The sequence below is a fragment of the Massilia sp. UBA6681 genome, from assembly GCF_002454935.1.
Classification (GTDB): Bacteria; Pseudomonadota; Gammaproteobacteria; order Burkholderiales; family Burkholderiaceae_D; genus Telluria; species Telluria varians.
Map to the genome: position 1 here is coordinate 58,268 of NZ_DKJX01000072.1, position 18,627 is coordinate 76,894.

The following is an 18,627-nucleotide window of genomic DNA, read 5'->3' on the forward strand; positions in this document are numbered from 1 at the left end:
ATGGACAACAAAGAACTGGACAAGAGCCGCGCCGAGTTTGAGGCGTGGGCAACAGCGCAAAATTGGGTGATCGACCGGGACAGCTTCGGAGACTACGTGTACAGCACCGCACGCGACGGATGGGAAGCATACCGCGCTGCTCTTGCTCGCGCTGGTAGCGCTGCACCTACTGCGGCAGAAGGGCCGAGTAAGCAACATGAGCTGACGGTGTGGTACGGTCCGATGCCTGAGTCGAATGGCAAGAGCAATTTCACCGCGATTCTGATGCGAAAGCACGGCGACAAGTGGGACAACATGACGGACGGCATCACCATCGACCGTTCCGAATACCCTGACCGCGTGCGCTACGAAGCCGATCGCGTGCGCTACTTGCTTGGCGAACTAGCAGAGCGGCCTTTCATTCTCGACTATGACGCCGACAAGCACAGCGGTTACGCAGCCATGTCTGCCGCCCAAGCCCAGCCGAAAGACACCACGAAAGGACAGGAATGAGCGCCAAACTGAACCTGTTGCCGTGCCCGTTCTCCAAGGGCAGTGCAACACTTCTGAGCAACCGCATCGCTTGTGACTGCTGCTTGTGCGATATGGCTCGGCACAATGGCGCAAGTGATGCGGAACTCGCTGCTGCATGGAACCGCCGCGCATCCTCTCCCGCTGCTGTTCCAGAAGGCGCGCTGCCACCGCTGCCGAAGTTCATGCGCTCGCACATCGAACGCGCGATCAACGAGGCTGAGAACCCTAAGGGTATGAGTCTGCACGACGGGATGGCGCGGCTGAATGTGGGCTACCTGCGCCGCCTGCTTATTCTGGCTGACGCCACCCACGCCCGTGCTGCTGTAGAAGCGGATCGAGCGCAGCGCCCCGAGAATTTAGACCACTTGATCGCGCTAAAGCATATCAAGTCGATGGCAGCAGCGGGGCATTCGCACGATGCAATCTATGATCAAGCATGCTCTGCCATTGAAGCGGATCGAGCGCAACAAGGCGAGCCGGTGGCGAGTATTGAAGAAGACTTGCGCTTCCAGTGCCAACTTTACCACTACGTCGCGGCGCGCATGAAGCTGTGGCAGGGTACGGCCACCGAAGCCGAGGCAACCGATGCATTTCGCGAACTGATCGCCCACATCGACAGCAAAATCGGATCGCGCCGCGCTGCACCAGTACCCGATCCGACTGCGGGAGAGGTGGAGAAAGCCGGGGAGATTGCGCGCATCAAGGATCAGCGTGACCGTCTGTTGGCGTTCATTCAGAATGCAGGCGTTTCGTCGGGCGTGTGCTGCTGCGGAGACAGCATGGAGCGGCACGGCAACCCAATGGATAGCGGTCATAACCCGGTAGACATGTGGGATCACGGTGTAGCCTGCTGGACTGAAGAGATAGCGGAGTCGGATAACACTGCTGCGGGGAAATCATGAGCGCGAGGCTTTTACTTGGCGACAGCGCCTACATGCTCCAGACGCTGGACGCGGATAGCATCGACCTGACCGTGACCAGCCCGCCTTACGACAACCTGCGCACCTACAACGGCTTCACGTTCGATTTTGAAGCGATTGCGCGCGAACTGTACCGCGTGACGAAACCGGGCGGCGTGGTCGTTTGGGTCGTGGGCGACGAGACCATCGACGGATGCGAAACGGGGACCAGCTTCCGGCAGGCGCTCAAGTTCATGGAATGCGGGTTCAACCTCGCGGACACGATGATCTACCAGAAGACGGACCTTGCATTCCCGCGCCACGGCCACCGCAAATACCCTGCGGCGTTTGAATACATGTTCGTCTTGAGTAAGGGAAAGGTGAAAACCTTCAACCTGCTGCGCGACCGCAGGAACAAGCGCGCGGGCGACGTCATGAGCGGCACGGTGCGGAACGAGGACGGGACGACGAAGCCGAGCCTTGCAAATGGAAAGGTCGTGGCCGCATTCGGCGCGCGCTCCAACGTGTGGGGCTACTCCACCGGCAAGGGCAAGTCGTCAACCGACGAAATCGCCTTCAAGCACCCGGCGATATTCCCCGAGGCGCTGGCGCGCGACCATATCCTCAGCTGGTCGAACCCCGGCGACACCGTGCTCGACCCGTTCCTCGGCAGCGGCACGACCGGCAAGGTGGCGCGGCAACTGGCGCGGCGCTTCGTTGGCATCGAAATCAGTGCCGAGTATCTGGAAATCGCCAGCGCACGCATCAACGACGATTTGTTTTCAGACCTCGGGGCCGCTCCTGCTCACCCAGGAGAAGGAGAGAGGCCATGCAACTGAACGGCTGCCACAACAAGCCGCGCCCGGTCGCCGGCGCCGTCACGCACCAGGCGCAGGCCGGCTGGAGCGAGACATTCCGTGATGGCTTCGGCGCACCGCAGCGAGTGCCAGTCTATGTCGACGTCCGGCACGTGATGACGACGGAATGCCACTACACCAGGACAACGCCGGATCCGCGATGCGCGGGGTGCGTGCATGAAAGGAAGGAGGAGTAGATGCTGAGGTACGTGACCATCCCGAAGTTCGCAGAACTGTCGGGCTATAGCGAGGACGCCATCCGGACCAAAATCAGGGACGGGATCTGGCCAGAAGGCAAAATATGGAAGAAGGCGCCCGACAACCGGGTCCTAATTGATGTGGAGGGGTACAGAGAATGGGTCGAGACGGGCGGGGTGTTAAAGCTGCATCGGAAAGCAGCATCGAAATTAGCTTCATGTATCGCGGGGTCCGTTGCCGGGAAAGGGTCCCACTTAAGCCCACAGCCTCTAACCTGAAGCGGGCCGAGCAGCATCGCGCGGCGATCCTACACGCGATCTCGGCTGGCACGTTCGACTATGCGGCGACGTTCCCTGAGTCAAAGCGCGCACAGGAGCTCGCCGCGGCCGAGGCGGCGCCAGCTGACCTGGTGAGCGTGGGCGACTTCCTCGATAAGTGGCTCGATCGCCAGAAGCAACAGTTAAAGGCGAGCAGCTACGAGGGATACCGCAAGATCGTGGTCGGACAGCTGGATCCGTGGTTCGGCAAAATGAAGCTGTCCGAGCTTAAGCGCAAGCACGTTCGCGACAAACTGACTGAGTACGAGGCGGGCAACAAAACCCTGGCGAATATTCAGAGCGTGCTACGGGCAGCGCTTACGGAGGCGGTCGACGACGAGTTACTCGAGGCAAACCCGCTGGCCGGCTACACCTACCGGCGCGCCGAGGCGCCGAAGGAGGGCGACGACATCGACCCTTTTGACCGGGTGGAGCAGTCTGCCATTCTGGCCGCGTTGGAAGGGCAGGGGCGAAATCTGGTGCAGTTCGCCTTCTGGACCGGCTTGCGCACATCGGAACTAGTCGCCCTGGACTGGACAGACATCGACTTCACCCGCGGCGTGGTGCGCGTGTCGCGCGCGCTGACCCAGCGAGCCACGGCGCCGGAAGGGACGAAGACGAACGCCGGGAGGCGAGAGGTTAAGTTGTTGCAGGCTGCGCTCGAGGCACTCCAAGCGCAAAAAGCACACACTTACCTCGCCGGAGAGGAAGTATTCCAGAACCCGCAGACCCTGGCGCGCTGGGCTGGCGATCAGCCGATCCGGAAGACGATGTGGCAATATGCACTGAAGAGGGCGGGAGTTCGGTACCGCTACCCGTACCAGACTCGGCATACGTACGCGAGTATGATGCTTTCCTCTGGAGAACATCCGATGTGGGTCGCGCGCCAGATGGGGCACCGCGACTGGTCGATGATCATTCGCAGATACGGCCGCTGGATGCCTGATGCGGACAGCCAGGCCGGCAGCCGGGCGGAAGAGGTCTACGGAATAAAAAAGGGCGCCGCGAAGGTGTCCGAAGCGCCCTAATTAGGCTGTCAATAAGTTGGCATTACCGAGCTAAAATAGCCCCATCTAACCCAAAACAATGACAGCCCGAAGAATCTAAGTCCTTGATTCTACAGTGTATGGTGGTGGAGGCGGCGGGAATCGAACCCGCGTCCGCAAGCACTCTACAGACAGTTCTACATACTTAGCACTATCAATTAATTTAACCTGGACAACGGGGATGTGCACCCTTTGGACAAGCGAGTCACCTATTATTTAACAGTCGACCAAGTGACCCGGCCTACTGCGAGCCCCTGTAAATGAGTCCACGAGTCTTGCGACACACCCCAGGGGCGAGGTGTTGTGGACCTAGCAGCAATTAAGCTGCGAGTGCGTACGAGTTATCGTTTGCAGTTATTGATTTCTGGATGTATTTACGAGGTAACCAGTCCTCGGTATGCCCTGCGCTGCTTTGCAACCCACGTCGAAACCAGGTCGCCCCCAACGAAAGAAGCTTCATTGTACTCCAATTCGTCACTACGTGCAGTCTGGTAGCTTAGACCTCGCTTAACGTCAAGTAGGCCAAAAAATATCTGCATACCATGACGAAAGTGCAATAACATCGCTCGTTACGCCGTCTGCTGCTTCACGTTTCGACAAGGAAATGGAAATGGTCTGTATCGTCTGTGGCAACACCCAAATGGCTGGCCTCCTGTCATGGCATGCGACCTGCCCGGTATGCCACTACGAGAGTGCTGCCCTGTCCGTCGCCATCGACATGCCTACCGACGTCGAGATCAACGAAGCCGAGCGTGAAGCGGCGCTCAAGGCCATTCGACTGGAGAATTTCCGTGCGATTGTCCAGTACGCCAGGCGGCATGTCCGGCAAGCCAAGTGCAGCCTGCTCGACGTGGGCAGTGCCCACGGCTGGTTCCTGGAGGCGGCGCGCGAGCATTTCGACGTGCTCGGCGTCGAGCCCGATGCGGCGGTCGGTGCGCGCGCCGCCGCTCGCGGCCTGCCGGTGCGTGCCGGGTTCTTTCCGGACGTGTTGAAGGACAGCGAGCGCTTCGACGTCATCGTGTTCAACGACGTCATCGAGCATATTCCGGATATCCGCAGCGCCCTGGACGCCTGCCAGCAGCACCTGAACAAGGAAGGCATCCTGATCCTCAACCTGCCCAGCAGCCGCGGCTTCTTCTACCGCTTCTCGAAACTCGCCGTCCGCCTGGGATGGCGCATGCCATTCGAGCGGCTGTGGCAGAAAGACATGCCGTCGCCCCACGTGCATTACTTCAGTCCCGTCAACCTCGGCAGGCTGGTGGCGGGACAGGGCTTCGAGCTGGTCGATTGCGCCGAACTGCCGGCCCTGCGCGCCAGGGGGTTACGCGAACGCCTGAGCTATGCCGGCAAGGTGTCCCCAGTGTCGCTCTGGCTGCAGTACATTGCGGTCATGTGCGCGATTCCCCTGCTGCGCATCTTCCCGAGCGACATCATCGTCTGCATCTTCCGAAAAAAAGCCGCAGGCTGAATGCCTGCGGCTTTTTCTCAACGGAGAGGGCTGCTTAGCGGTTGCGGTTGGCGATCTCGTTACCGAGCATGCCGCCGCCGATGATGCCGGCCACGGTAGCCAGCTTCTTGCCGTTGCCGCCGCCGATCTGGTTGCCGATCAGGCCGCCGATCACGGCGCCGGTGCCGATGCCGACGTAGTTCGGCTGGGCTGGGGCGGGCGCCTGCTGCGGGTAGTAGCGCGGCTCGCTCGGCTTGGCGTGGACCACACGGGTCTTCTCGACCACCTTCACTACCGGCTTTTCACGAATCACTTCCTTGACCACCACACGCTCCGGCGCCGGGGCAGGCTGGGCGACCGGCTGTGCGTAAGCGATCGGTTGGGCTGCAGCGACCGGCATGGCCATCTGCGGCGCGGGGCCGGCTGCCAGCTGGGTTGCGAGCTGCGGGGTCACCGGGGTGGCCGACAGCGGCGCGGCGGCGACCTGACCCTGGACCGCGGCGGCCGGCACCATCACGACCTGGCCTTGTGCGGTGGTCACCGGGACCATGCCGGGCTGCTGCAGCGGCGCCTGGACGCCGTAGGGCGAAGCAGCTGCCAGCTGGTTTGCGGGCACGTCGGGTGCGCTGTTCGAATTCGGCAGCAGGCCGGTGATCGCGGCGGCGCCGGTCAGGCTGACAATCACGACCGACACGGCGGCAGCGGCCATCAGGGGATGAATGCGGTTGAGGCGGGTGGTTTCCATGTTCTGCTCCGTTAAACGTTGTGTTGTCGTATGGGAGTAGATTACCGGTGAGCCCGGCACAGAACTAGACAGAAGCCTGTATCAATCGTAAAGACTTGTAAGCGAGCCGGAGGGCTCGCTCTGGGAGATCAGGCCGCCGACGTGGCCGCGCGTGCGGTTTCCACCACGGTGCGCAGGGTCTGCAGCAGGTCGGTCGGGGTGTCGAGCAGGTAGTCGGCGCCCCAGGTAGAAGGTTCGATGGCGCCGCAATAGCCCCAGTTGCAAGCCACCGTGACCATGCCAGCGGCGTGGCCGGCCTCGACGTCGCGCTTGTCGTCGCCGACGTACCAGCAGTGCTCCGGATCCACGCCGAGGCGGCGGGCGCCTTCGAGCAGCGGGGCAGGGTGGGGCTTCGGGAAGCCGGTGGTGTCGCCCGACACCACGCAGCCGGCGTGCGACAGGCCGATCTGCGGAAGCAGGGGATCGGTGAAGCGTGCCGGCTTGTTGGTGACGATGCCCCAGGCCATGCCGGCCTGCTCGATCCCGACCAGCAGTTCGGTCACGCCGCCGAACAGCGAGCTGTGCACGGCCATGGTTTCCTGGTAGCGGTCGAACCATTGCATGCGCAGTTCCTCGTAACCCTCGTCGCCCGGCGCCAGGCCGAAGGCGGCGCCGATCATGCCGCGCGCGCCGGCGGACGCGGTGGGACGCAGCACCGAGTACGGGGTCGGCGGCAGGCCGCGTTCGGTGCGCAGCCAGTTGACGGCGGCCGCGAGGTCGGGCGCGGTGTCGGCGAGCGTGCCATCGAGGTCGAACAGAATGGCACGCGGTGCCGGCAGGACGGTCGGGAGAGTCATGTAAAAATCAGGGCGAGGTTCAGAGCGGCTTGCTGCACGCCACCATGTAATTCACATCGGTGTCGTTGTTGAGCGAGTAGATCTTGGTGAGCGGATTGTAGGTCAGGCCTTTCAGGCCGTCGACCTGCAGGCCCGCCAGCCGTGCGTACTGCGACAGTTCGGCCGGCGTGATGAACTTGGCGTAGTCGTGGGTGCCGCGCGGCAGCATGCGCAGAATGTATTCCGCGCCGATGACGGCGAACAGGTAGGACTTCGGGTTGCGGTTGAGCGTCGAGAAGAACACGTGGCCGCCCGGTTTCACCAGGGTAGCCGCGGCTTGCACGATCGAGGCCGGGTCCGGCACGTGCTCGAGCATTTCCATGCAGGTGACCACGTCGAACTGGCCGGCTTCCTCGGCCGCCATTTCCTCTGCGGAGATGTGCTTGTAGCGCACTTCCACGCCCGATTCCAGGCTGTGCAGATCGGCGACCTTCAGGGCCTTCTTCGACAGGTCGATGCCGGTCACCTTGGCGCCCTTGCGCGCCATGGCTTCGGACAGCACGCCGCCGCCGCAGCCGATGTCGATCACCTTCTTGCCCAGCAGCGGGGCGCGGGCATTGATCCACTCGAGGCGCAGCGGATTGATTTCGTGCAGCGGACGGAATTCGGACGTCGGGTCCCACCAGCGGTGGGCCAGTTCGCTGAATTTCTGGATTTCTAAGGGGTCTGCGTTCGTGTTCATACTCGGGATAATACTGGAAATGGTGAAGCTCACGGGGTGCCGCACGGAAAATATGTACGGGCGGTTTTCACGCCGCTGCCACGTGTTTGCCAAAAACGAAAAAAAACCCCGCCAGGGCGGGGTCTTCCTGAAGCAATCGCCAGGGATTACTTGTTGACGGTACGGGTGCCGACGACTTCGATTTCCACGCGGCGGTTCTTGGCGCGTCCAGCCGAGGTCTTGTTGTCGGCTTCAGGCTGGCTCTCGCCCTTGCCTTCGGTGTAGATGCGGTTCTCTTCCACGCCCTTGCCCTTCAGGTAGGCCTTGACGGCTTCGGCGCGGCGGATCGACAGCTTCTGGTTGTAGGCATCGGTGCCGATCGAGTCGGTGTGGCCGACGGCGATGATGACTTCCAGGTTCATGTCGCCCAGCTTCGAGACCAGCTCGTCGAGCGATGCCTTGCCGGCCGGCTTCAGAACGGCCTTGTCGAAGTCGAAGAAGGCGTCAGCCGAGTAGGACACTTTTTCCGAGGTCGGGACCGGAACCGGCGCCGGCGTCGGTGCCGGGGCAGGTGCCTCGACCACTGGCGGCGGCGGTGGCGGCGGCGGAGCGACGCACTTGCCGTTTTCCAGCTTCTCCGGCGGCACGCACAACGGCGCGTCGCAGCCCGGGACCGCGTCTGCCGGGGTCCAGTAACCGGTGCGCCAGCACAGGCCGAAAGGATTGCGGGCGATCACGCCGCGGCTGTCCTGCACATAGGCGCTATACGGGGTGCGCGCCTGGATGTCCGTGGTCAGCGGCGCATACGGCGCATCGCTTTGGGCGTAAACATTGCCCGCGATCGCAGCCGAAGCAGCGAGCATGAGGGTTGCCAGTTTATTCATGTTCTTTTTCCTTTCGGGGATAAATGCCTTGCGAAACTCAGCGGGGCGTTATGGTCAAGATACTAACACGTCCGGGGAAGGGGCCAGTTTCGCATTATGAAACAATCAATTAATTTCCTGTCCATTTTGCCACATGCACCAAAAACGCACGACTGCACCTAAATCAAACCCGATGCATATTTTTATCAACGTTGTTTGGGCGCAACATTTGGTCAAGCGTGCCGGGCCGGCCTCGACAATCGTTGAATTGTCATGGCGGGAAAACGGAATTGTGCTGACGCCAACCCTCGCATGGTAGAATCATCCGTTGCAGTCAATAACCATTAGCCTGAAAGCAGTCGACCCGCCCAATGGATCAATTCGCAAAAGAAACAGTTCCCATTTCCCTAGAAGAAGAAATGCGCAAGAGCTACCTCGATTACGCGATGAGCGTGATCGTGGGCCGTGCTCTGCCGGACGTGCGCGACGGCCTCAAGCCGGTGCACCGCCGCGTGCTGTACTCCATGCACGAGAGTAATTACGCGCACAACCGTCCGTACGTGAAATGCGCGCGCGTGGTCGGCGACACCATGGGTAAGTACCACCCGCACGGCGACGCGTCGATCTATGACACGCTGGTGCGCATGGCGCAGGACTTCTCGCTGCGCTACACCCTGGTCGACGGCCAGGGCAACTTCGGCTCGATCGACGGCGACTCCGCCGCGGCAATGCGTTACACCGAGTGCCGCCTCGACAAGATCGCCAGCGAACTGCTGGCCGACATCGACAAGGACACCGTCGACTACCAGCCGAACTACGACGGCAAGGAAAAAGAGCCGACCGTCCTGCCGACCAAGATCCCGAACCTGCTCATCAACGGTTCCTCGGGCATCGCGGTGGGCATGGCTACCAACATCCCGCCGCACAACCTGTCGGAAGTCATCAACGGCGCCCAGCACCTGCTGAAGAACCCGGACTGCAGCATCGACGAGCTGATCGAGCTGATCCCGGCGCCGGACTTCCCGACCGCCGGCATCATCTACGGCGTCTCGGGCGTGCGCGACGGTTATCGCACCGGCCGCGGCCGCGTGGTGATGCGCGCCAAGACCCACTTCGAGGAATACGGCAAGGACGGCGGCCGCGTCGCGATCATCATCGACGAGCTGCCCTACCAGGTAAATAAGAAATCGCTGCTCGAGCGCATCGCCGAGAACGTGCGCGACAAGAAGCTGGAAGGCATCAGCGACATCCGCGACGAGTCCGACAAGTCGGGCATGCGCGTGGTCATCGAGCTGAAGCGCGGCGAAGTGCCGGAAGTGGTGCTGAACAACCTGTACAAGCAGACCCAGCTGCAGGATACCTTCGGCATGAACATGGTGGCGCTGGTCAACGGCCAGCCGAAGCTGCTGAACCTCAAGCAGATGCTCGAGTGCTTCCTGTCGCACCGCCGCGAAGTGGTCACCCGCCGCACCGTGTTCGAACTGCGCAAGGCGCGCGAGCGCGGCCACATGCTGGAAGGCCTGGCCGTGGCGCTGGCGAACATCGACGACTTCATCGCCATCATCAAGGCCGCGCCGACGCCGCCGATCGCGAAGGTCGAGCTGATGGGCAAGGCCTGGGATTCGTCCCTGGTGCGCGAAATGCTGACCCGCACCGATCTCGGCGCGTCCGGCGGCATCGAGGCCTTCCGTCCGGAGCACCTGCCGAAGCACTACGGCATGCAGCAGGACGGCCTGTACAAGCTGTCCGACGAGCAGGCCCAGGAAATCCTGCAGATGCGCCTGCAGCGCCTGACCGGCCTGGAGCAGGACAAGATCGTCAACGAGTACAAGGAAGTGATGGCCCACATCGCCGACCTGCTCGACATCCTGGCCAAGCCGGAGCGCGTCACCACCATCATCAGCGACGAGATGGTGCAGATCAAGAGCGACTACGCCGACAACGGCAAGGACACACGCCGCTCGGTCATCGAACACAATGCCAGCGACCTGGAAACCGAAGACCTGATCACCCCGCAGGACATGGTGGTCACGCTCTCGCACACCGGCTACATGAAGTCGCAGCCGATCGGCGAATACCGCGCCCAGAAACGTGGCGGCCGCGGCAAGCAGGCGATGGCGACCAAGGACGAGGACTGGATCGACCAGCTGTTCATCGCCAACACCCACGACTACATGCTGTGCTTCTCGAACCGCGGCCGGATGTACTGGCTGAAGGTGTGGGAAGTGCCGCAGGGCTCGCGCAACTCGCGCGGCAAGCCGATCGTCAACATGTTCCCGCTGCAGGACGGCGAGAAGATCACCGTGATCCTGCCGCTGTCGGGCGAGAACCGGACCTTCCCGGAAGACCACTACGTGTTCATGGCGACCTCGCTGGGCACCGTCAAGAAGACCCCGCTGAAGGACTTCAGCAACCCGCGCAAGGCCGGCATCATCGCGGTCGACCTCGACGACGGCGACGTGCTGGTGGGCGCGGCGCTCACCGACGGCCAGCACGACGTGATGCTGTTCTCGGACGGCGGCAAGGCGGTGCGCTTCGACGAGAACGACGTGCGTCCGATGGGCCGTACCGCGCGCGGCGTGCGCGGCATGAACCTGGAAGAGGGCCAGAACGTGATCGCCCTGCTGGTGGCCGAGAACGAGCAGCAGTCGGTGCTCACGGCTACCGAGAACGGCTATGGCAAGCGTACCCCGATCACCGAGTACACCCGCCATGGCCGCGGCACCAAGGGCATGATCGCGATCCAGCAGTCCGAGCGTAACGGCAAGGTGGTGGCGGCGACCCTGGTCGACGCCAACGACGAGATCATGCTGATCACGACCGGCGGCGTCCTGATCCGCACCCGCGTGGCCGAGATCCGCGAGATGGGCCGTGCCACCCAGGGTGTGACCCTGATCGCGGTCGAAGACGGCACCAAGCTGTCCGGCCTGCAGCGCGTCGTCGAAACCGACCTCGAAGAGGTCGAGCTCGAACAGGCGCCGCAATAAGCCGAAGGGCCGCGTCGACGCGGCCCTTTTTTTCGCGCCGGGCTGGCCGGCGCAGCAACCCGAGACACCTACAACAATGAAAAAATTCGTCCTTGCCCTGTCCGCTGCCGCCACGTTCGCGGCCTTTCCTTCGTTCGCGCTGGCTGCGCCAGGCGTCGATCCGCAGGCGACCAGCGCCGTCAAGGCGATGTTCAATGCCATGGAGATGCGCAAGAACATGAACGCCATGTACGCGCAGATGCAGCAGGCCATGCCGGCCATGATGCGCCAGCAGCTGGGCGGCATGATCCAGGCCGACCCCAAGCTCGACGCGCAGCAGAAGCAGGAGGCCATGGCCAAGGTCGAACAGTCGCTTCCGCACATGACCCAGTCGCTGGCGAAGATCTTCAACGATCCGGCCCTGGTCGACGCGATGATCGACGAAATGGTGCCGCTGTACGCCAACAACTACACGGTCGCCGAGATCAAGCAACTGACCGCGTTCTACCAGAGCCCGGTGGGGCGCAAGATGATGACGCTCACGCCGAAGCTGGCGACCGAGGGCATGGCAGCCGCGCAGCGCGTGATGATGCCGCGCGTCGCCCAGCTGATGCAGGACATGGCCCAGGACGTACAGAAACCGTAAGCGCATAGAAAGGACCGCCGGATGGAGCAACACACGCAGGTATTCAATTTTTCGGCCGGCCCGGCCGTCCTCCCGAAGGAAGTGCTGCAGCAGGCCGCGAGCGAGATGCTCGACTGGCACGGCAGCGGCATGTCGGTGATGGAGATGAGCCACCGCGGTCCGGAATTCATCTCCATCTACCAGCAGGCGGAAAGCGACCTGCGCGAGCTGCTGGCGGTGCCGGCCAACTATCGTGTCCTGTTTATGCAGGGCGGAGGGCTGGCCATGAACGCCATCATCCCGCTCAACATGGTCGGCTGCTGCCCGCAGCCGGCGACGATCGATTTCATCCATACCGGCTCCTGGTCGGGCAAGTCGATCAAGGAAGCCAAGCGCTACGCCCACGTCAACATCGCTGCCTCGAGCGAGGCAAGCGGCTTCACCGGCGTGCCGCCGCAGGATACCTGGAACCTCACCTCGCACGCGGCCTACCTGCACATCTGCACCAACGAGACCATCGACGGCGTCGAATTCAACTTCGTGCCCGAATCGTTGCCGAAGGTGCCGATCGTGGCCGACATGTCCTCGCACATCCTGTCGCGGCAAATCGACGTGTCGAAGTACGGCGTGATCTTCGCCGGCGCCCAGAAGAACATCGGCCCGGCCGGCCTGACCCTGGTGATCGTGCGCGACGACCTGCTGGACGACGCCCTGCCGATCTGCCCCTCGGCCTTCCACTGGCGCACCGTGGCCGAGCACGACTCCATGTTCAACACGCCGCCGACCTACGCGATCTACATCGCGGGCCTGGTGTTCGCCCACCTGAAGCAGCAGGGTGGCGTCGCGGCGATGGAACAGCGTAATATTGAGAAAGCGCGCCTGCTGTACGAGGCGCTGGACGCCGACGACTTCTACCAGAACCGCGTCGCGCCCGAATACCGCTCGCGCATGAACGTACCCTTCTACCTGCGCGACGAATCCCTGAACGACAAATTCCTGGCCGGCGCGAAGGCGCGCGGGCTGCTGCAACTGAAGGGCCACAAGTCCGTCGGCGGCATGCGGGCATCGATCTACAACGCGATGCCGCTCGAGGGTGTGCAGGCCCTCGTCGATTATTTGAACGAATTCGCGGGGCGGTAACACGCGACCGCCGCATGGCAATCCACGGACGCATGCGCCCGTGGATTGCCATGCGGATTGAAATAACGAGCTTACGATGAATGACAAACTCCTCCCCCTGCGCGAGCAGATCGACGCGATCGACGCGCAAATCCTGGAACTCCTGAGCCGGCGCGGCAAGATCGCCCAGCAAGTCGGCCACGTGAAGGCCGAAACCAACGCCCCGGTATTCCGTCCCGAACGCGAAGCCCAGGTGCTGCGCGGCGTGGCCGAGCGCAATCCCGGCCCGCTGAAGGACCGCGACGTCCAGACCATCTTCCGCGAGATCATGTCGTCCTGCCGCGCGCTGGAAAAGCGCGTGACGGTGGCCTACCTCGGCCCTTCGGGCACCTTCAGCGAGCAGGCCGTGTACCAGCAGTTCGGCAGCGCCATCGAGACGCTGCCCTGCGTGTCGATCGACGAGGTGTTCCGCGCCACCGAGGCCGGCACCGCCGACTTCGGCGTGGTGCCGGTCGAGAACTCGTCCGAGGGCGCGATCAACCGTACCCTCGACCTGATGCTGGCCACCACCACCGTCATCAGCGGCGAGATCTCGATCCCGGTCCACCACAGCCTGATGACCAGGACCGGCTCCATGGACGGCGTCACCGTCGTGTGCGCCCATTCGCAGGCGCTGGCCCAGTGCCAGGTGTGGCTCAACCTGCACCATCCCGGCATCGAGCGCCGCGCCGTGGCCTCCAACGCGGAAGCAGCGATCCTGGCCAGCCAGGACCCGAGCGTGGCGGCGATCGCCAGCGAGATGGCAGGCGAGCAGTACCAGCTCGGCGTGGTGCAGGCCCACATCCAGGACGATCCGCACAACCGCACCCGTTTCGCCGTCATCGGCAGCCTGGAAACCGGCCCGTCCGGCCGCGACCATACGGCCATCGTGCTGGCCGTGCCGAACAAGGCGGGCGCCGTCTACAACTTGCTGGCCCCGCTCGCCAAGCACGGCGTGTCGATGACGCGTTTTGAATCGCGCCCGGCGCGCATCGGCACTTGGGAGTACTACTTCTATGTCGACATCGAGGGCCACGTGCGCGACGCCGCCGTCGCCCGCGCCCTCGACGAGCTGAAGGACAACGCAGCCTTTTTCAAGGTGCTCGGCTCCTATCCGCAGAGTCTTTAATTTCCATTTTTATTCGAGAATCCCATGTCGCAATTCGGTCCAGATTACGTCCGCGCCATCGCCCCTTACCAGGCCGGCAAACCCATCGCTGAAGTCGCCCGCGAGTTCGGCCTCGACGAAGCCAAGATCGTCAAGCTCGCCTCCAACGAGAACCCTTTCGGCATCCCGGAATCGAGCCGCGCCGCGATGGCGCAGGCTGCCGCCGACCTCGGCCGCTACCCGGACGCCAACGGCTTCGAACTGAAGGCTGCCTTGTCCGCACGCTACGACGTCCCGGCCGACTGGATCACCCTGGGCAACGGCAGCAACGACATCCTGGAGATCGCCGCGCACGCCTTCGTGCAGAAGGGCGAGTCCGTGGTGTATGCGCAGTACTCGTTTGCCGTGTACGCGCTGGCCACGCAGGGCGTGGGCGGCCGCGCCATCGTGGTCGCGGCCAAGGACTACGGTCACGACCTGGATGCGATGGCGGCCGCCATCGAGCCTGATACCCGCCTGGTCTTTGTGGCCAACCCGAACAACCCGACCGGCACCTTCATCCCGGCAGCCGAGATCGAAGCCTTCCTGCAGAAAGTGCCGAGTAATGTGGTCGTGGTGCTGGACGAGGCCTACAACGAATACCTGGCGCCCGAGCACCAGTTCGAATCGAGCCAGTGGGTGCGCAAGTACCCGAACCTGATCGTCTCGCGCACCTTCTCCAAGGCCTACGGCCTGGCCGGCCTGCGCGTCGGTTTCGCCATCGCCCAGCCTGCGGTGACCGACCTGATGAACCGCATCCGCCAGCCCTTCAACGTCAATTCGCTGGCGCAGGCCGCCGCGATCGCCGCGCTGAACGACAAGGAATTCCTGGAGAAGGGGGCGCGCAACAATGCGGAAGGTTACAAGCAGTTGACCGCCGCTTTCGATGAACTCGGCCTGCAATATGTGCCCTCGTTCGGCAACTTCGTGCTGGTGAAGGTGGGCATTGATGACCAGGCCGGCGCCCGCGTCAACCTGGCGCTGCTCAAGCAGGGCGTGATCGTGCGCCCGGTCGGCAACTACGGCCTGCCCCAGTGGCTGCGCATCTCGATCGGCCTGCCGGAAGAGAATGCCGCCTTCGTCGCAGCGCTAAAGAAAGTTCTCGGCTGATGATCGACCGGCTCGTCGTCGTCGGCGTCGGCCTGATCGGCGGTTCCTTCGCGCTGGCGCTCAAGCAGGCCGGCGTGGTACGCAGCGTGGCCGGACTGGGCCGTGAGCCGGCAGCGATGGCGCGCGCGCTCGAACTGGGCATCGTCGACGAGGTCTGCGAGACCCCGCAGCAGGCGATGCGCGGCGCCGACCTGGTGCTGCTGGCCGCGCCGGTCGGGCAGACCGGGGCGATCCTCGCCTCGCTGCTGCCGTATCTGGAGCCGCACACCGTCGTCACCGATGCCGGCAGCACCAAGTGCGACGTGGTCGCCAGCGCACGTGCGGCGCTGGGCGAGCGCATCAGGCAGTTCGTGCCCGGCCACCCGATCGCGGGCAGCGAGTCCAACGGTCCGGATGCGGCGCGCGCGGAGCTCTACCGCGGCAAGAAGACCGTGCTTACGCCGCTGCCGGAAAACGCACCAGGCGATGTCGAGCGCGTGGCCGGCGCCTGGCGCCACTGCGGCTCGCTCATCCATACCCTGAGCCCGCAGGATCACGACCGCGTGTTCGCCGCCGTCAGCCATTTGCCGCACCTGCTGGCCTATGCGCTGGTGGACGACATCGCCGCCAAGCCGCACGCCAGCCTGCTGTTCCAATACGCCGCCAGTGGCTTTCGCGACTTCACGCGGATCGCCGGCTCCTCGCCCGAGATGTGGCGCGACATCAGCCTGGCCAACCGCGAGGCCTTGCTCACCGAGCTCGATGCATATCTGGCACAATTGACTTCATTGCGGGCGACGCTCGCCGCCGCCGACGGACGCGGCCTCGAAACCGTCTTCGCCAACGCGCAGCGCGCGCGGCGCGAATGGATCGAGGCGATCGAGGCCGGCTCGCCGCCGCCCCCGCAGAACCAGGACATAGAATGACGCAGTCTAAACACTACCCGCAGCACATCGACCTCGAACCCGTGATCCACGTGGCTGGAAGCGTGCGCCTGCCGGGTTCCAAGAGCATCTCGAACCGCACCCTGCTGCTGGCGGCGCTGTCCGAGGGCACCACCACCATCCACGACCTGCTGGCCTCGGACGACACCATGGTGATGCTGGGCGCGCTGCGCTCGCTGGGCATCCAGTGGGACGAAGTCGACGAGCGCACCGTGGTCGTGCACGGCCAGGCCGGCGTGCTGCCGGTCCACGAGGCCGACCTCTTCATGGGCAATGCCGGCACCGCGATCCGTCCGCTGACGGCCGCGCTGGCCGTGATCGGCGGCGACTACACCCTGCACGGCGTCTCGCGCATGCACGAGCGCCCGATCGGCGACCTGGTCGATGCGCTGAACGAGGTCGGCGCCCAGATCGAGTACACGGGCGAGCAGGGCTTCCCGCCGCTGCGCATCAAGCGCGGCCGCATCGCGGCCAACCGCATGGCGGTGCGCGGCAACGTGTCGAGCCAGTTCCTGACCGCGCTCCTGATGGCCGCGCCCCTGATGGCGACCAACCATGCGGTGTCGATCGACGTGATCGGCGAGCTGATCTCCAAGCCCTACATCGAGATCACCCTGAACCTGATGCGCCGCTTCGGCGTGACGGTCGAGCAGAACGGCTGGGCCTCGTTCACCGTGCACCCCGGTCAGCGCTACCAGTCGCCCGGCAGCATCCACGTCGAGGGCGATGCTTCCTCGGCCTCCTACTTCCTGGCGGCCGGCGCCATCGCCGGCGGCCCGGTGCGGGTCGAAGGCGTGGGCGAGAACAGCATCCAGGGCGACGTGCGCTTCGCCGACGCGCTCGAGCGCATGGGCGCCATCATCACGCGCGGCGAAAACTGGATCGAAGCCCGTTCGAACGGCGTGTTGAAAGCGATCGACGCCGACTTCAACCACATCCCGGATGCCGCCATGACCATCGCCGTGGCCGCGCTGTACGCCGACGGCCCGAGCACGCTGCGCAACATCGCCAGCTGGCGCGTGAAGGAGACCGACCGCCTGGCCGCGATGGCGACCGAGTTGCGCAAGGTGGGAGCAAGGGTGGAGGAGGGGCCGGACTACATCCGCATCACCCCGCCGGAGCAGCTCAAGCCGGCCACCATCGACACCTACGACGACCACCGGATGGCGATGTGCTTCTCGCTGGCCTCGCTCGACGGCAAGGCGCGGCGCGGCAACGCGATGCGCATCAACGACCCGAAATGCGTGGCCAAGACCTTCCCGGAATACTTCGAGGCCTTTGCCGGCATTGCGAAGAACGAGCTGTTTTGAACACGGCGTCGCGGGGGAAACAGTAGAATGCCGACTGGACCGTTTTACCCCCGCGACCATCACATGCCAAATAATCCCATTCCCGTCATCGCCATCGACGGCCCGACCGCTTCCGGCAAGGGCACCGTTGCCGCCAAGGTCGCCGAGCGCCTGGGCTTCCACCTGCTCGACTCGGGCGCCCTGTACCGCCTGACGGCGCTGCAGGCGATCCGCCGCGGCCTCGAGCTGCGCGACGAGCACGGCATCGCCAAGCTGGCCGAACACCTGCCGGCGCGCTTCGTCGGCGGTGATATCTTCCTGAACAACGAGAACGTCACCGGCGCGATCCGGGCGGAAGAGGTTGGCAACATGGCATCGAAGATCGCCGCGCTGCCGACCGTGCGCCAGGCCCTGTATGGCCTGCAATTGGGCTTTCGCGAGACGCCCGGCCTGGTGGCCGACGGGCGTGACATGGGCACGGTGATCTTTCCCGGCGCGAAATTAAAAGTGTTCTTGACCGCAAGCGTCGAGGCACGTGCGCAACGCCGGTATAAGCAATTGATTGACAAAGGATTTTCTGCTAATATGGACGATCTGCTGAAGGATTTGAAGGAACGAGACGAGCGCGACACCAAGCGCGCCATCGCTCCCCTGGTCCCGGCAGAGGATGCCTACCAGCTCGATACCTCGAACATGTCGGCTGCGGAAGCGGTCGAACAGGTGTTGGCGTGGTATGCGCATAAGTAGTCTTGAAATGGTGGTCTGAGGGGAGTTGTTAGCTCCAAGACCGTCATTCCGGCGAAGGCCGGAATCCAAGTTCGATGAGTCGCCGTTGGCTCGAGTCATCGCCGCAGCGACTGCGTTAGGAAACTTGGGTCCCGGCCTTCGCCGGGACGACGTATCAAGGCGGGTGGCCAGAATGGGGCCCGCGACGGTACGGCGTCCTTGTAGGGTGCCTGCGGCGGCAATTCCGCCATCGCAGGTGTGT

General features: G+C 63.7%; 18 protein-coding genes and 1 other RNA gene. 14 read left to right on the forward strand and 5 right to left on the reverse strand.

All coding sequences use genetic code 11. The annotated features are described in order from the left end of the window. The 5 genes from B2R83_RS12165 (at position 1) to B2R83_RS12185 (ending at position 3,812) form a co-directional block, all read left to right on the forward strand. Positions 1-492 (forward strand): hypothetical protein, encoded by a 492-nt coding sequence (locus B2R83_RS12165; protein WP_292041543.1) that lies wholly within the window; start codon positions 1-3, stop codon positions 490-492. Continuing rightward, complete coding sequence (locus tag B2R83_RS12170; RefSeq protein WP_292041545.1) at positions 489-1,415, forward strand: hypothetical protein; 927 nt, start codon at positions 489-491, stop codon at positions 1,413-1,415. Before B2R83_RS12165 ends, B2R83_RS12170 begins: the two co-directional genes overlap by 4 nt. Further along, complete coding sequence (locus B2R83_RS12175) at positions 1,412-2,251, forward strand: DNA-methyltransferase (RefSeq protein ID WP_292041548.1); 840 nt, start codon at positions 1,412-1,414, stop codon at positions 2,249-2,251. Before B2R83_RS12170 ends, B2R83_RS12175 begins: the two co-directional genes overlap by 4 nt. Next, the gene (locus tag B2R83_RS12180) at positions 2,242-2,466 is read left to right on the forward strand and encodes a hypothetical protein (RefSeq protein WP_292041549.1); all 225 of its coding nucleotides are present in this window, start codon (positions 2,242-2,244) and stop codon (positions 2,464-2,466) included. Before B2R83_RS12175 ends, B2R83_RS12180 begins: the two co-directional genes overlap by 10 nt. A 218-nt stretch (positions 2,467-2,684) precedes the next feature. Beyond that, positions 2,685-3,812 (forward strand): tyrosine-type recombinase/integrase, encoded by a 1,128-nt coding sequence (locus B2R83_RS12185; RefSeq protein ID WP_414674406.1) that lies wholly within the window; start codon positions 2,685-2,687, stop codon positions 3,810-3,812. A 102-nt stretch (positions 3,813-3,914) separates the two neighbouring features. On the opposite strand, the gene ssrA is transcribed toward B2R83_RS12185, so the two are convergent. After that, positions 3,915-4,273: a transfer-messenger RNA gene (gene ssrA, locus B2R83_RS12190) on the reverse strand. Positions 4,274-4,470: 197 nt separating this feature from the next. Between ssrA and B2R83_RS12195 the strand changes: the two genes are divergently transcribed. After that, positions 4,471-5,298 carry a class I SAM-dependent methyltransferase gene (locus B2R83_RS12195; RefSeq protein WP_292041553.1) on the forward strand — a complete coding sequence of 276 codons (828 nt, stop codon included), beginning with the start codon at positions 4,471-4,473 and terminating at the stop codon, positions 5,296-5,298. 34 nt (positions 5,299-5,332) lie between these two features. On the opposite strand, the gene B2R83_RS12200 is transcribed toward B2R83_RS12195, so the two are convergent. The 4 genes from B2R83_RS12200 to ompA all read right to left on the reverse strand — a co-directional run bounded on the left by B2R83_RS12200 (position 5,333) and on the right by ompA (position 8,442). Next, positions 5,333-6,022, reverse strand: a complete 690-nt coding sequence (locus B2R83_RS12200; RefSeq protein WP_292041556.1) for a glycine zipper 2TM domain-containing protein — start codon at positions 6,020-6,022, stop codon at positions 5,333-5,335. Between the two features lie 128 nt (positions 6,023-6,150). After that, positions 6,151-6,858 (reverse strand): HAD family hydrolase, encoded by a 708-nt coding sequence (locus tag B2R83_RS12205; protein ID WP_292041558.1) that lies wholly within the window; start codon positions 6,856-6,858, stop codon positions 6,151-6,153. A 19-nt stretch (positions 6,859-6,877) separates the two neighbouring features. Further along, entirely contained in the window at positions 6,878-7,579 is a 702-nt protein-coding gene (gene ubiG / locus B2R83_RS12210) for a bifunctional 2-polyprenyl-6-hydroxyphenol methylase/3-demethylubiquinol 3-O-methyltransferase UbiG (RefSeq protein WP_209588182.1), read from the reverse strand. A gap of 146 nt (positions 7,580-7,725) precedes the next feature. Further along, positions 7,726-8,442, reverse strand: coding sequence for an outer membrane protein OmpA (ompA, locus tag B2R83_RS12215; RefSeq protein WP_036216086.1), 717 nt, complete (start codon positions 8,440-8,442; stop codon positions 7,726-7,728). A 350-nt stretch (positions 8,443-8,792) separates the two neighbouring features. On the opposite strand from ompA, the gene gyrA reads away from it, so the two are divergent. The 8 genes from gyrA (at position 8,793) to cmk (ending at position 18,386) form a co-directional block, all read left to right on the forward strand. Next, positions 8,793-11,408: a DNA gyrase subunit A gene (gene gyrA, locus B2R83_RS12220; RefSeq protein ID WP_209588184.1), complete on the forward strand. Its 2,616-nt coding sequence runs from the start codon at positions 8,793-8,795 to the stop codon at positions 11,406-11,408. A gap of 76 nt (positions 11,409-11,484) precedes the next feature. After that, complete coding sequence (locus tag B2R83_RS12225) at positions 11,485-12,033, forward strand: DUF2059 domain-containing protein (protein WP_292041563.1); 549 nt, start codon at positions 11,485-11,487, stop codon at positions 12,031-12,033. Between the two features lie 21 nt (positions 12,034-12,054). Continuing rightward, positions 12,055-13,152 (forward strand): 3-phosphoserine/phosphohydroxythreonine transaminase, encoded by a 1,098-nt coding sequence (serC, locus tag B2R83_RS12230; protein WP_292041566.1) that lies wholly within the window; start codon positions 12,055-12,057, stop codon positions 13,150-13,152. Positions 13,153-13,228: 76 nt separating this feature from the next. Then, positions 13,229-14,299 (forward strand): prephenate dehydratase, encoded by a 1,071-nt coding sequence (pheA, locus tag B2R83_RS12235; protein ID WP_292041567.1) that lies wholly within the window; start codon positions 13,229-13,231, stop codon positions 14,297-14,299. Between the two features lie 24 nt (positions 14,300-14,323). After that, on the forward strand, positions 14,324-15,427 hold the full coding sequence (gene hisC, locus B2R83_RS12240) for a histidinol-phosphate transaminase (protein ID WP_292041569.1): 1,104 nt from the start codon (positions 14,324-14,326) through the stop codon (positions 15,425-15,427). After that, positions 15,427-16,332, forward strand: coding sequence for a prephenate dehydrogenase (locus tag B2R83_RS12245; protein WP_292041572.1), 906 nt, complete (start codon positions 15,427-15,429; stop codon positions 16,330-16,332). The genes hisC and B2R83_RS12245 overlap by 1 nt, the downstream gene beginning before the upstream one ends. Next, positions 16,329-17,660 (forward strand): 3-phosphoshikimate 1-carboxyvinyltransferase, encoded by a 1,332-nt coding sequence (gene aroA / locus B2R83_RS12250; RefSeq protein WP_292041575.1) that lies wholly within the window; start codon positions 16,329-16,331, stop codon positions 17,658-17,660. The genes B2R83_RS12245 and aroA overlap by 4 nt, the downstream gene beginning before the upstream one ends. 63 nt (positions 17,661-17,723) lie before the next feature. Further along, on the forward strand, positions 17,724-18,386 hold the full coding sequence (cmk, locus tag B2R83_RS12255) for a (d)CMP kinase (protein ID WP_292041577.1): 663 nt from the start codon (positions 17,724-17,726) through the stop codon (positions 18,384-18,386). Positions 18,387-18,627 lie beyond the last annotated feature (241 nt).